This window comes from Streptomyces sp. MMCC 100 (assembly GCF_041538145.2).
Lineage (GTDB): Bacteria > Actinomycetota > Actinomycetes > Streptomycetales > Streptomycetaceae > Streptomyces.
The window spans coordinates 1,319,969-1,332,320 of record NZ_JBGORK020000001.1 but is presented as its reverse complement, the minus strand read 5'-3'; the positions used below and the strand labels follow the sequence as shown (position 1 = coordinate 1,332,320).

Here is a 12,352-nt window from a genome sequence, read left to right as displayed (position 1 = left end):
CGCTGTCCCGCGACACTACGTCGGGAGGTTAATCTAGAACAAGTTTCAGACTTGATCGTCAGCGGCTTCGAATCTACCGGCAGGTAGCCGGGCTGTGACGAGTGGATCAGGTGATTCACGCCACGGCGAGAGGGGAGAAGGTGACCGAGGCGGACGAGCCGGTGACGGAGGTGCCGGGCCCGGCGCACCGTGCCGCCGCCCCTCCCCTCACCGAGCGGCAGCGGGAGCGCCGCGGCCGCATCCTGCACGCCACCGCCCAGCTGGCCTGCCGGGGCGGCTTCGAGGCGGTGCAGATGCGGGAGGTCGCGGAGTCCTCGCAGGTCGCCCTCGGCACGCTGTACCGCTACTTCCCTTCCAAGGTCCACCTGCTGGTCGCGACCATGCACGACCAGCTGGAGCGGCTGCACGGCACCCTGCGCAAGAGTCCGCCCACCGGCGAGACGGCGGCGGACCGGGTGGCGCAGACCCTGATGCGGGCCTTCGGCGCGCTGCAGCGCGAACCCCGGCTGGCCGAGGCGATGGCACGCGCCCTGACCTTCGCCGACCGGAGCGTCTCCCCGGAGGTCGACCAGGTCTCCCGGCAGACCACGGCGATCATCCTGGACGCGATGGGCGGCCTGCGGAACCCGACCCCCGAGCAGCTGTCCGCGGTCCGGGTCGTCGAGCACACCTGGCTCTCGACCCTCATCACCTGGCTCGCCGGCCGCACCTCCCTCGCCCAGGTACAGGTGGACATCGAGACGGTGTGCCGACTGATCGACCTGACGGAGGCGGGGACGGCAGGGTCCCGGGCGGGAGAAGCCGGAAGCGGAGAAGCCGGAAGCGGAGAAGCCGGCACGGGAGGGGAAGCGGCGCGCCTGTGAGGTCCGCCGTTCAGCCCGGCCGCCCTCCCGTCCGGCCGTCCTCCCCGTCCGGCCACCCTCCCCGTCCGGCCGCCCCTCGGCCCGGGCCCGGCGGCCGGGTAAAGTGGCGGCGTCGTCATCACCCGTACGGGGGGAAGCCGGTGCAATTCCGGCGCTGACCCGCAACCGTGAGCCGCCCGCCGAGCCCGCCTGGGGCTTCCGGACGGTGAGCCGGACTGCCCCGCACGGATGTGACCGGCTCACGTGCCCGGCGCCCGCCGGTGCACGGCACCGTCGAGGCATACGGGGCGAGCCGCCGGGGGTGCCCCGCGCTGCCAGGCCCCGCACAGGGAAAGGCACCCGCCGATCATGAACGTCCGCCGTCGCAGCAGCGCCGCGGCTCTGGCCGCCATAGCCGTGATCGGCGCCGCCACCGCGCCCGCGGTCGCCGCCGATCCGTCACCGTCCGCCTCCCCGTCCACGACCACGCCGTCCGGGCTGTACGGGACCGCCGACCCGCAGTACGACGGCGTCTGGCGCCAGTCCCTCGCGCTGCTCGCGCAGGACACGGCGGGCGTCGTCCCCTCCTCGAAGGCCGTGAAGTGGCTCACGGACCAGCAGTGCGCGAACGGCTCCTTCGCCCCCTTCCGCGCCGACCCCGCCAAGGCCTGCGACGCCAAGACCATGGTCGACACCAACAGCACGGCAGCCGCCGTCCAGGCCCTGTGGGCCGTCGGCGGGCACGGTGACGTCGTCGAGGACGCCCTCGGCTGGCTGAAGTCCGTGCAGAACAAGGACGGCGGCTGGGGCTACAGCCCGGGCACGCCCAGCGACGCCAACTCCACCTCCGTCGTCGTCGGCGCCCTGACCGCCACGGAGACGAACCCCGAGGACGTCGAGAAGGGCGGCAAGTCCCCCTACGACGCCCTGCTGACGTTCGCCCTGCCCTGCGCGAAGGACAAGGGCGCGGGCGCCTTCGCCTTCCAGCCCGACAAGGACGGCAAGCTGCTCCCCAACGCGGACGCGACCGCCGCGGGTGTTCTCGGCGCGCTCGGCAGGGGCCTGGTCACCGAGGCCGGATCCGGTGCGAAGTCCAAGGCCGCCACCTGCTCCGACGCGGACGGGCCGACCCGCGAGCAGGCCGCCGCCAACGGCACCGCCTACCTCGCCGACGCGCTCGCCAAGGACGGCCACCTCGTCTCCACCCTCGGCGGCTCCGCCGATCAGCCCGACTACGGCAACACCGCCGACGCCGTCGTCGCCCTCGCCGCACAGGGCGGCGCCGACAAGGCGGCCGAGTCACTGGCCTGGCTGAAGAAGAACGCCGCCGAGTGGGCCGCGGAGAGCGGCCCGGCCGCCTACGCCCAGCTGATCCTCGCCGCCCACGCCACCGGCACCGACCCGCGCGACTTCGGCGGCACGGACCTGGTGGAGAAGCTGAACGCGACGGGCCCGGCTCCGCAGGGGACGGCGGCGAAGGACACCGCGGCCACGAGCGACAAGGCCGCGGACGAGGAGGACAAGAAGGACGACTCCCCGTTCGGCGTCTGGTGGTTCGTCGGCGTCTGCCTGGTCTTCGGCATCGGCATCGGCTTCCTGCTCAGCAACCGCAGCAAGAAGCAGCAGCCGTGACCCGCCGCGTCGTCCTCCTCTTCCTGGCCGCGTTCCTGCTGATCGGGAGCGCGGGCCAGGCGCAGGCCGCCGGATACCGCTACTGGTCCTTCTGGGACCGCGACGGCGGGAAGTGGGTCTATGCCACCCAGGGCCCGTCCATGGTCCGCCCCTCCGACGGCGACGTGCAGGGCTTCCGCTTCGCGGTGAGCGAGGACTCGGGCGACGCGGCCCAGCCGCGCGGCACGGCGGACTTCGCATCGATCTGCGCGAAGACGCCGGCCAAGGAGGACAGCAAGCGGGTGGCGCTGGTCCTCGACTTCGGTACGGCCCCCGACGCCCCGTCCGGCGAGACCCCGCCGGCTCCGCGCACGGCCTGCGCCCAGCTCTCCCCCGACGCGACGACGTCCGACGCCCTGGCCGCAGTCGCCGGCCCCCTCCGCTACAACACCAACGCCTTGCTGTGCGCGATCGCGGGCTACCCGGAGTCGGGCTGCGGGGAGCAGGTGTCGCGGAAGGAGGAGAAGCAGGACACCACGGCCGCCCCGGAACAGAAGCACACCTCGGACGACGGCGGCCCCTCGGTCGGCCTTGTCGCGGGCATCGCGGTGATCACCGCCCTGGCCGCCGCAGGCACCTGGCAAGCAAGGCGGCGCAGAAATGCAACCCGCTGAAGCGGCGGACAGTCACGCCGCTGGACCCGCTGTTCCTGCGGGCAGTCGTGCCGCTGGGGCGGCGCCCGTCCCACAGAGAGGCGGCACCCTGTCAGCACCGGCAAGCGCCCTCGCCCCCCACCAGCGCCGCGGGGCTGCCCTGCACCCCGGCGCCTGGTGGCTCTGGGCGCTGGCCCTCGGCACCGCCGCCACCCGCACCACCAACCCCCTCCTCCTCGCCCTCCTCGTCACGGTCTCCGCCTACGTCGTCACCACCCGCCGCCCCCACGCCCCCTGGTCCCGCTCCTACGGCGCCTTCGTCAAACTCGCCCTCGCCGTCCTCCTCATCCGCCTCCTCTTCACCACCGTCCTCGGCTCCCCCATCCCCGGCACCCACACCCTCGTCACCCTCCCCGAAGTCCCCCTCCCCGACTGGGCGCAGGGCATCCGCCTCGGTGGCCGGGTCACCGCGGAGGGCCTCACCTTCGCGCTGTACGACGCGATGAAGCTGGCCACCCTCCTCATCTGCGTCGGCGCCGCCAACGCCCTCGCCAACCCCTCCCGCCTCCTCAAGTCCCTCCCCGGGGCGCTGTACGAGATGGGCGTCGCCGTCGTCGTGGCCCTCACCTTCGCGCCGAACCTCATCGCCGACGTACAGCGCCTGCGTGCCGCCCGCCGCCTGCGCGGCCGCCACGACAAGGGCGTACGCGGCCTGCTCCAGGTGGGGCTGCCCGTCCTGGAGGGCGCCCTGGAACGCTCCGTCGCCCTCGCCGCCGCGATGGACGCCCGCGGCTACGGCCGTACCGCCCAGGTCCCGGCCCCCGTCCGTCGTACCACCGCCGCCCTCACCCTGGGCGGCCTGCTCGGCGTCTGCGCGGGCACGTACGGGCTGCTCACCGCCGCGGGCGGCACGTACGGCATCCCCGTGCTCCTGGCCGGTGTCGCCGCCGCCGTCGCGGGCCTGTGGCTGGGCGGCCGGCGCACCGTCCGCACCCGCTACCGCCCCGACCGCTGGGACACCCGCGCCTGGCTGGTCACCGCCTCCGGCGTCGCGGTCGCCGCGCTCCTGTTCCTCGCCGCCGCCCGCGACCCGGCGGCGCTGCACCCGGGCGTGGTCCCGCTGGTCGCGCCGTCGCTCCCGCTGTGGCCGGCGGCGGCCGTACTCGTCGGCCTGCTCCCGGCGTTCGTCACCCCCGCACCCGAGACCACCACGCAGACGCCCGTGAAGACCGCCGTGAAGGAGCCGTCGTGATCCGCTTCGAGGACGTGTCGGTCACGTACGACGGTGCGGCCGAACCCACCGTCCGGGGCGTGGACTTCGAGGTCCCGGAAGGCGAACTCGTCCTGCTCGCCGGTCCCTCCGGGGTCGGCAAGTCCACCGTCCTCGGCGCGGTCGGCGGCCTCGTCCCGCACTTCACCGGCGGCACGCTGAGCGGCCGGGTCACCGTGGCCGGCCGGGACACCCGCACCCACAAGCCGCGTGAACTGGCCGACGTGGTCGGCACGGTCGGCCAGGACCCGCTCTCCCACTTCGTGACGGACACCGTCGAGGACGAGCTGGCCTACGGCATGGAGTCCCTGGGCCTCGCCCCGGACGTGATGCGCCGCCGCGTCGAGGAGACCCTCGACCTGCTGGGCCTGTCCGACCTCCGCTCCCGCCCGATCGCCACGCTCTCCGGGGGCCAGCAGCAGCGGGTCGCCATCGGCTCGGTCCTCACCCCGCACCCCGACGTCCTGGTCCTGGACGAGCCCACCTCCGCCCTGGACCCCGCGGCGGCGGAGGAGGTCCTGGCGGTCCTCCAGCGCCTGGTCCACGACCTCGGTACGACCGTCCTGATGGCCGAGCACCGACTGGAGCGGGTCATCCAGTACGCCGATCAGGTCGTGCTGCTCCCGGCCCCCGGCGAGGCACCGCTCCTCGGCGCTCCGGCGGAGGTGATGGCGGTGTCCCCGGTGTACCCGCCGGTGGTGGGTCTGGGCAGGCTGGCGGGCTGGTCCCCGCTGCCGCTGACGATCCGGGACGCCCGCCGCAGCGCCGGTCCGCTGCGCGAGCGCCTCGCCGACCGGGAGATCCCGGACCACACCCCGCCACCGTCCGCCCCGCTCCCGGCGCCGCCCGCCCTGCGCCCCGTCACCTCCCGTTGGCGCCGCAGGAAGCCCCCGGAGGCGATCGCCGCCCCCACCCCGTACGCCGCCGAGGTCCGATCCCTTGCCGTACGCCGCGACCGCGTGCAGGCCCTGCGCCACGTCGACCTGACCGTCTCCCCCGGCGAGACGGTCGCCCTGATGGGCCGCAACGGCGCCGGGAAGTCGACCCTGCTCTCGGCACTCGTGGGCCTCGTCGAACCGTCCGCCGGTTCGGTCCGCGCCGGGGACGCGGTGCCGCACCGTACGGCCCCCCGCGACCTCGTACGCCGGGTCGGCCTGGTCCCGCAGGAGCCGCGCGACCTGCTGTACGCCGACACGGTCGCCGCCGAGTGCGCGGCCGCCGACCGGGACGCGGACGCGGCGCCCGGCACCTGCCGCGCCCTCCTCACCGAACTGCTCCCCGGCGTCGCGGACGACACCCACCCCCGGGACCTCTCGGAGGGCCAGCGCCTCACCCTCGCCCTGTCCGTCGTCCTGACCGCCCGCCCTCCGCTCCTCCTCCTGGACGAGCCGACGCGCGGCCTGGACTACGCGGCGAAGGCCCGCCTGGCCGGCATCCTGCGCGGCCTGGCCGCCGAGGGCCACGCGATCGTGCTGGCCACGCACGACGTGGAACTGGCCGCCGAGCTGGCCCACCGGGTCGTGCTGCTCGCCGAGGGCGAGGTGATCGCCGACGGCCCGGCGGCGGACGTGGTGGTGGCCTCCCCGTCCTACGCACCGCAGGTCGCCAAGGTGCTGGCGCCGCGCAAGTGGCTCACGGTGGCACAGGTACGGGAGGCGCTGGCATGACCGGCGGCTCCCCTCCTCAGCGCCAGGCCCGCGCCGTGCGCCTCGGCCCCCGCTCGGTCGCCGCCCTGGTGCTGGTCAGCGCGGTGGGCGTGGCGGGTTTCGGGTGGCCGTTCCTGGCCCCGCCGGACGCGTCGCTGAACGCGCACGCGCAGGACGCGCCGTGGCTGTTCGCGGGCGTGCTGGTGCTGCTGGTGGCGGTGGTGGCGGCGACGATCTCGGAGTCGGGTCTCGGCCCGAAGGCCGTGGCCATGCTCGGCGTCCTGGCGGCGGCGGGCGCGGCGCTGCGCCCCCTCGGCGCGGGCACGGCGGGTCTGGAGCCGATGTTCTTCCTCATGGTGCTCAGCGGCCGGGTCCTCGGCCCCGGCTTCGGCTTCGTACTCGGCTCGATCACGATGTTCGCGTCCGCGCTGCTCACGGGCGGAGTGGGGCCGTGGATGCCGTTCCAGATGCTCGCGATGGGCTGGTTCACGATGGGCGCGGGCCTGCTGCCGGGCCCCGACCGGCTGCGCGGCCGCGCGGAGCTGCTGATGCTGGCGGCGTACGGCTTCCTGGCCGCCTTCGCCTACGGCACGGTGATGAACCTCGCGGGCTGGACCTTCATGAACACGCTCGCCTCGAACATCGCCTTCGACCCGGACGCGTCGGTCCCGGACAACCTGGCCCGCTTCCTCTCCTACTGTCTGGCCACGTCGCTGGGCTGGGACGGGGGCCGCGCCGCCATGACGGTCGTCCTGACCCTCGCTCTCGGCACCCCGCTCCTGAAGGCCCTGCGCCGCGCGACCCGCAGGGCCGCCTTCGAGACGCCGGTCACGTTCGAGAAGGCCGACGAGGTGAGCCGCCCCACGTGAGCTGCTTCACCTACGAAGCGGCGTCGTAGGCCAGGCACGGCCGACGGGCGGGCTCACGCGGCCCCGGGGCGGGGCACCCTCGCCCCCGCCTACGACCGCACCTAGCAAAAGGGACGATTGCGGACGACCGGCCCGCCTGTTTCTCTGAACCGGTCGCCAGGCGCCGACGCCCTCCCGGGCAGCGGCGCCGACGCATGCCGGGCCGGTGTGCGCCGACGCCCCTGTCCCCGAAGAAAGGCCCTCCGTTGACCGCCGCTTCCCTCCTCCGTTCCGTCGCCACCCCGAAGAAGGCCCTCGCGGGTGCCGCCCTGGCCGCGGCCGCCTGCGGCTCGCTGATCGCCGCCGCGCCCGCGCAGGCCGCGACGCCGGCCTCCTCGGCGCAGGCGACCGCGAAGAAGATGATCGGCGACTCGGCCGAGTTCCGGTGCTTCTCGGAGATCGTCGACCACGAGAGCGGCTGGAACATCAACGCCACGAACGCCTCCAGCGGCGCTTACGGCCTGGTGCAGGCCCTGCCGGGCTCGAAGATGGCCTCGGCGGGATCCGACTGGAAGACCAACGCGGCCACCCAGATCGAGTGGGGTCTGGACTACATGAAGGACCGCTACGGCAGCGCGTGCGACGCGTGGGGCTTCTGGCAGTCCAACGGCTGGTACTGACCCGGCCCGCATCCCGCTCCCCCATACCGAAGGCGGCGATCCCCTGATCCCCGGGGTCGCCGCCTTCGTGCGCCGATCGCGGGCCCGGTCGTGTGCCCGGCGTCAGCGGTTCAGGTCCAGCACGGGCACACCGCGCCCCTCGTACGCCTTCGGAGCCACCGTGCCGATCAGCGCGTCCGCGCCCCACTCGGGCAGGTGCCGAGCCGCGTGGATCGCCGCGCCGATCCCTGGCGGCACGCCGTCGCGGCCCAGCTGTGCAACCGCGAGCACTGCCGGGTAGTCAAGGTCGACGGTGTGCATCACGTCCAACTGCCCTACGTGTTCGGCGATGCCGAGAAGCTCACTCTCCGCCTCCAGAACGGAAAGAGCCGGCACCCACAAACGGGTCTCCGGCTCGAAGTTCGCGCGGTGGATGAGAGCGGACACCTGCCGATTGCCCGACAGCGCCACGAGCGTGGGCGTGTCGAGGACCAGGTGGTGCAGGATCACGCGGCATCACTCTGCTGCCGGGCGAACGCCTCCCGGAGCCTGCGTCCCATCATCGCGCTCTCTTCGTCGTCCACCTCGACCCCGAAGTTCTCGGCCAGGTAGGCGCGCGTCCGCTCAGCGCGCTCCCGACGCTCCTCCTGCGTCAGCGTCGACTCCGCGAACTCCTGCACGAGGGACCGAATCGATGTCCCCTGCGCCTCCGCAATCACTGCCAGCCGGTCCCGCACCTCGGCCGGGACCCGGATCATCGCATCACTCATGCCTGGAGTATACGTCCGCGTATACAACGAGGTTCTGAAGAACCCTCCGCGGCATCCGATCCGAGCCGCGAGATGATCGCGCAATGACCGAGATCGTTCTGATGTCCGACCCGAAGGTCGCCGCCGTGCCCGTCCAAGAGTGCGGCGAACGACTCGTCGACGTGCGGGAGGACAGCCCGCTGTTGGTCGACCGGCGCAAGTGGCAGGACTCCGCGGGCGCCTTCGCCCACCTGCGGGAAGGCGTGCTCGCCCGGCTCCTCGAAGCCCAGGCGCAGCTGCCGCCGGGACTGCGGCTGCTCTTCGTCGAGGGATACCGCACGCCCGTCCTCCAACGCCGCTACTTCGACAAGTACGCGACCCGGCTGCGCACCGAAAACCCCGAGTGGCCCCCCGACCGGATCCGCTCGGCGGCCAGCCGCTACGTCTCCCCGCCGGAAATAGCTCCCCACAGCGCGGGCGCCGCCGTCGACCTGACGCTCGCGGACCTCGATGGCCGCGAACTCGACCTGGGCACCCGCGTGAACGCGACCCCGGAGGAGAGCGCGGGCGCCTGCTACACACACGCCGACAACATCACCGAAGAGGCCCGCTCCCACCGCGCCGTGCTGAGCAACGCACTCACCGCCGCGGGCCTGGTCAACTACCCGACGGAGTGGTGGCACTGGTCGTACGGAGACCGCTACTGGGCCTTGGCGACAGGAGCGGCAGCCGCGCACTACGGCCCCACCGGAAAAGCGTGAACACTACGGAGGATTCGTCCTTCACGCGCTCGGATGAGCGGGGCGAGGACAATGGGGTGCGAAGTGTTCACGGTTGAACGCGAGTGGGGCACCGGCGGGCGCGGAGGGCACGCGGCCGAAAGGCGAACGCCTTTCTACTCCATCAGCTTTCAGCCGGTGCAGTAGCTTGCCGGCACCGCTGAAAACGACCGGAGGACCCCCATGCCCCGAGAGGCGCCGTACCTCGCCGTGGCCGACGTGCTGCGGGCGCGGATTCTCGCCGGAGAGTGGGAGGTCGGGGCGCGGCTGCCGTCGCGGGCGCGGCTCGCCGAGGAGTACGGGGTCGGGCGCAACGTCGTACAACGGGCCGTGGACCGTCTCGTCGTCGACGGGCTCCTCGAAGGACGCGCGGGCTCGGGCACGTACGTCCGCAGCCCGCGCGAGCGCCTGCGTCTGGTCCGCTCGCGGCACCGGGAGCGGACGAGCGGGCGCCCCCATAGCGCCGACACGCGGGAGCAGGGCAGGGCCGATTCCTGGGACACGGACAGCCGGGTGGGCGTCCCCGCGCCGGAGGGAATCGCCGAGCGGCTGGACCTCGCACCCGGCGACCTCTGTGTGACCACGCGGTACGAGTTCCTCGCCGGTGGACAGCCAGTCCAGCTCTCCGAGTCCTGGGAGCCCTTGGCCCTCACGGACGGGACAGCGGTCGTGCTGCCCGAGGCGGGACGCCTCGCGGGCAAGGGGGTGGTAGAGCGCATGGGCTCCCTCGGGATCGTCGTCGAGACGGTTGTCGAGGTCCCCCGCCCGGCCCGTGCCACCCGGACTCAGGCCAACCTGCTCGGCATCAGCCCGGGGGACCTCGTGCTTCAGATCGAACGGACCATGTACGACGCCGACCGGCGTCCGGTGGAAACGGCCGACATGGTCATTCCGGACCGGTACCGGGAAGTGGTCTACGAGTTCGGGGTGGACCGTCCCTTCTCCGTCCCTCCCCGGGGATAGGGATGCCCAAGCGTCCCCTGCTCGGGCTTCTGAACGACCGGGACTTCGGGCGCCTCTTCGCCGCCACCGCACTCGGTCAACTGGGCGACCGGATCATCTTCCTGACGTTGCCCCTGGTGGCGATCGCGACTCTGCACGCCGATGAGTTCCAGGTCGGGTTGCTGGCCGCGACGACCACGGCCGGTTCCCTCCTGGTCGGGCTACCCGCGGGCGCCTGGGTCGACCGGATGCGGAAGAGGTCGGTGATGATCGGCACCGACCTCCTCCGCGCGTCGGCCCTCCTGACGATCCCGCTCGCATCGTGGGCCGACCTGCTCACCATCCGGCTGCTGTACGCCGTCGCCCTGCTGCACGGGGTACTGACCGTGTTCTTCGACGTCGCCTACGTCAGTTACCTGCCGCATCTCGTGGGACGCGGCAACCTCGTGGAGGGGAACGCGAAGCTCTCGGCGATCCGCTCAGTGACCAGCATCGGCGGTCCGGCGGTGGCGGGCCCTCTGGTCGGTCTGGTGGGGGCTCCGGCCACGCTCCTGGCGAGCTCGGCCGGAATGACCGCGTCGGGCCTCTTCGCGGCCACGATCCGCGGGCGGGAAGTGGAACCGGAGCCGGGCCGCGGGCCCCGCCTGAGCAGAGAGATCAAGGAGGGCCTGCGCTTCGTCCTCCACCATCCCACCCTGCGCGCGATCATGTTCTCGGAGGCGATATTCAACCTTTCCCTGGTCGTGTACCAAACGATGCTGCTGGTCTTCCTGGAGCGCACGGCGGGCCTCCAGCCCTTCGGCACCGGACTCGTCCTGTCGGGCATGGGATGTGGCGCCCTACTGGGCGCGTTGACGGCCACCACGCTGTCGAAGTGGATCGGACAGGGATCGGTCATCTGGATCGCCACGCTGGCCACTTGTCCGCCGGCCGTACTCATGCCGTTGGCACGCCCCGGCTGGACGCTGTACGCGGGCGCCCTCGGGCTCGCCGCGCTCTCCATGGGCGGCGTCGTCCGTGTGGTGGCCCAGTCGAGCCTTCAGCAGACGCTGACACCGGACCGGCTCCTGGGCAGGGTGGCCGCGACGGCCCGGTTCGTCTCCTCGGGCGGCATTCCGCTCGGCGGGCTCCTTGGCGGAGCTTCCGGCTCCTCCTTCGGGGCGACAGGGACCCTGTGGATCGGCGCGGCCGGTATGACGTTGAGCGCCCTGCCCACCTTCCTGTGGTGGCGCGGCCGGTCTAGCTGCGGGTGCTCGCGCCGGTCCGGAAGCGGCGGCGGTACTCGGTCGGCGTGGTGTCGAGTCTGCGGCGGAAGGCCCTGACCAGGGTGTCGACGGTGCCGAAGCCGCAGGCGGAGGCGATCCGTTCCAGGGTCGCGTCGGTGGATTCGAGCTGGTGGCGCGCCACTTCCACGCGCGCCGACTCGACGTACGCGTACGGGGTCGTGCCGAGTTCGGTCTTGAAGATGCGGGTGAGCTGCCGGTCACTGACGTGGGCGTGGGCCGCGAGGTCGGCGACGGTGAGCGGTGCGGCGATGTTGCGCATGATGTGGTGGCGGAGGTCCTCGACGCGCCGGGTCGTGGAGACCTGCTCCAGCGGAACGCTGAACTGGCTCTGCCCGCTCGGCCGTTTCAGGTACATCACGAGCTGCCGGGCCACCCGCAGTGCCACCGCCTCCCCCAGGTCGTCGGCGACGAGGGCCAGGGAGAGGTCGAGACACGAGCTGATGCCGGCGCCGGTCCACACATCGCCCTCACGGATGAAGATCGGGTCGGCGTCGACCTCGACCTCCGGATGCTCGTCGGCGAGCTGCCGCGCCGTCGACCAGTGCGTGGTGGCGCGCTTGCCGTCGAGCAGCCCGGCGGCGGCGAGCACATGCGCGCCGACGCACACGGACGTGACCCGCCGGGTCCGTTCCGCGAGCCGCCCCACCCACTCGACCACGGCGGGGTCGGTGAGCGCCCGGACCCGGCGCCGGCCGTCGATCTCGACCGCGCCGGGCACGATCAGGGTGTCGACGCGCCGCGCGGACAGTTCGTCGAAGGTGACGTCGGGGAGGACACGGACACCCGCGGCGGTGGTCACCGGGTCCATGGCCCCGGCGGCGAGGACCACCTCGTAACCCGCCGCGTCCTCCGTCTCGCGCCGCGCGAGGGAGAACACCTCCGGCGGTCCGGTGACGTCGAGCAGGTCGACGCCGTCGAAGAGCACGACGACGATCAGTCGTCCGACGGAGTTCACGGTGCCTCCCACGGTCACGCGGCCATGTCGGTAACTGCAGGTTAGACGACATTGCCGACATCGACGGGCACCCCTAGCGTCGTAGAAGCAAGGCCAACGACCGTCCCCCGCC

General features: G+C 72.9%; 13 protein-coding genes. 10 read left to right on the top strand and 3 right to left on the bottom strand.

Annotated elements, in window-relative coordinates:
- Positions 1-140: 140 nt before the first annotated feature.
- The 7 genes from ABS735_RS06100 to ABS735_RS06070 all read left to right on the top strand — a co-directional run bounded on the left by ABS735_RS06100 (position 141) and on the right by ABS735_RS06070 (position 7,550).
- Positions 141-863 (top strand): TetR family transcriptional regulator, encoded by a 723-nt coding sequence (locus tag ABS735_RS06100; RefSeq protein WP_373901809.1) that lies wholly within the window; start codon positions 141-143, stop codon positions 861-863.
- 348 nt (positions 864-1,211) lie between these two features.
- On the top strand, positions 1,212-2,474 hold the full coding sequence (locus ABS735_RS06095; RefSeq protein WP_373901808.1) for a prenyltransferase/squalene oxidase repeat-containing protein: 1,263 nt from the start codon (positions 1,212-1,214) through the stop codon (positions 2,472-2,474).
- Positions 2,471-3,127: an SCO2322 family protein gene (locus ABS735_RS06090; protein WP_373901807.1), complete on the top strand. Its 657-nt coding sequence runs from the start codon at positions 2,471-2,473 to the stop codon at positions 3,125-3,127. Before ABS735_RS06095 ends, ABS735_RS06090 begins: the two co-directional genes overlap by 4 nt.
- Entirely contained in the window at positions 3,114-4,358 is a 1,245-nt protein-coding gene (locus ABS735_RS06085) for an energy-coupling factor transporter transmembrane component T (RefSeq protein WP_373901806.1), read from the top strand. The genes ABS735_RS06090 and ABS735_RS06085 overlap by 14 nt, the downstream gene beginning before the upstream one ends.
- On the top strand, positions 4,355-6,043 hold the full coding sequence (locus ABS735_RS06080) for an ABC transporter ATP-binding protein (protein WP_373901805.1): 1,689 nt from the start codon (positions 4,355-4,357) through the stop codon (positions 6,041-6,043). Before ABS735_RS06085 ends, ABS735_RS06080 begins: the two co-directional genes overlap by 4 nt.
- Positions 6,040-6,891 (top strand): ECF transporter S component, encoded by an 852-nt coding sequence (locus ABS735_RS06075; RefSeq protein WP_373901804.1) that lies wholly within the window; start codon positions 6,040-6,042, stop codon positions 6,889-6,891. Before ABS735_RS06080 ends, ABS735_RS06075 begins: the two co-directional genes overlap by 4 nt.
- Positions 6,892-7,136: 245 nt before the next feature.
- Positions 7,137-7,550, top strand: a complete 414-nt coding sequence (locus ABS735_RS06070) for an aggregation-promoting factor C-terminal-like domain-containing protein (protein ID WP_373901803.1) — start codon at positions 7,137-7,139, stop codon at positions 7,548-7,550.
- A gap of 102 nt (positions 7,551-7,652) precedes the next feature.
- Here the strand turns inward: ABS735_RS06070 and ABS735_RS06065 are convergent, their stop codons facing one another.
- Both ABS735_RS06065 and ABS735_RS06060 read right to left on the bottom strand, forming a co-directional pair.
- Complete coding sequence (locus ABS735_RS06065) at positions 7,653-8,039, bottom strand: PIN domain-containing protein (protein ID WP_373901802.1); 387 nt, start codon at positions 8,037-8,039, stop codon at positions 7,653-7,655.
- On the bottom strand, positions 8,036-8,299 hold the full coding sequence (locus tag ABS735_RS06060) for an Arc family DNA-binding protein (RefSeq protein ID WP_373901801.1): 264 nt from the start codon (positions 8,297-8,299) through the stop codon (positions 8,036-8,038). The genes ABS735_RS06065 and ABS735_RS06060 overlap by 4 nt, the downstream gene beginning before the upstream one ends.
- 83 nt (positions 8,300-8,382) lie before the next feature.
- Between ABS735_RS06060 and ABS735_RS06055 the strand changes: the two genes are divergently transcribed.
- From ABS735_RS06055 to ABS735_RS06045, 3 genes are all read left to right on the top strand, one after another.
- Positions 8,383-9,039 (top strand): M15 family metallopeptidase, encoded by a 657-nt coding sequence (locus ABS735_RS06055; RefSeq protein WP_373901800.1) that lies wholly within the window; start codon positions 8,383-8,385, stop codon positions 9,037-9,039.
- Positions 9,040-9,240: 201 nt separating this feature from the next.
- Positions 9,241-10,020 (top strand): GntR family transcriptional regulator, encoded by a 780-nt coding sequence (locus tag ABS735_RS06050; RefSeq protein ID WP_373901799.1) that lies wholly within the window; start codon positions 9,241-9,243, stop codon positions 10,018-10,020.
- Between the two features lie 2 nt (positions 10,021-10,022).
- Complete coding sequence (locus ABS735_RS06045) at positions 10,023-11,321, top strand: MFS transporter (RefSeq protein WP_373901798.1); 1,299 nt, start codon at positions 10,023-10,025, stop codon at positions 11,319-11,321.
- Here the strand turns inward: ABS735_RS06045 and ABS735_RS06040 are convergent.
- Positions 11,239-12,240, bottom strand: coding sequence for a GlxA family transcriptional regulator (locus tag ABS735_RS06040; RefSeq protein WP_373901797.1), 1,002 nt, complete (start codon positions 12,238-12,240; stop codon positions 11,239-11,241). The genes ABS735_RS06045 and ABS735_RS06040 overlap by 83 nt on opposite strands.
- Between the last annotated feature and the right edge of the window lie 112 nt (positions 12,241-12,352).

Bases quoted from the DNA above. Each gene is read 5' to 3' on its own strand.
- ABS735_RS06085 (WP_373901806.1), top strand. From the start codon at position 3,114: ATGCAACCCGCTGAAGCGGCGGACAGTCACGCCGCTGGACCCGCTGTT.
- ABS735_RS06075 (WP_373901804.1), top strand. From the start codon at position 6,040: ATGACCGGCGGCTCCCCTCCTCAGCGCCAGGCCCGCGCCGTGCGCCTC.
- ABS735_RS06050 (WP_373901799.1), top strand. From the start codon at position 9,241: ATGCCCCGAGAGGCGCCGTACCTCGCCGTGGCCGACGTGCTGCGGGCG.
- ABS735_RS06095 (WP_373901808.1), top strand. From the start codon at position 1,212: ATGAACGTCCGCCGTCGCAGCAGCGCCGCGGCTCTGGCCGCCATAGCC.
- ABS735_RS06045 (WP_373901798.1), top strand. From the start codon at position 10,023: ATGCCCAAGCGTCCCCTGCTCGGGCTTCTGAACGACCGGGACTTCGGG.
- ABS735_RS06060 (WP_373901801.1), bottom strand. From the start codon at position 8,299: ATGAGTGATGCGATGATCCGGGTCCCGGCCGAGGTGCGGGACCGGCTG.
- ABS735_RS06055 (WP_373901800.1), top strand. From the start codon at position 8,383: ATGACCGAGATCGTTCTGATGTCCGACCCGAAGGTCGCCGCCGTGCCC.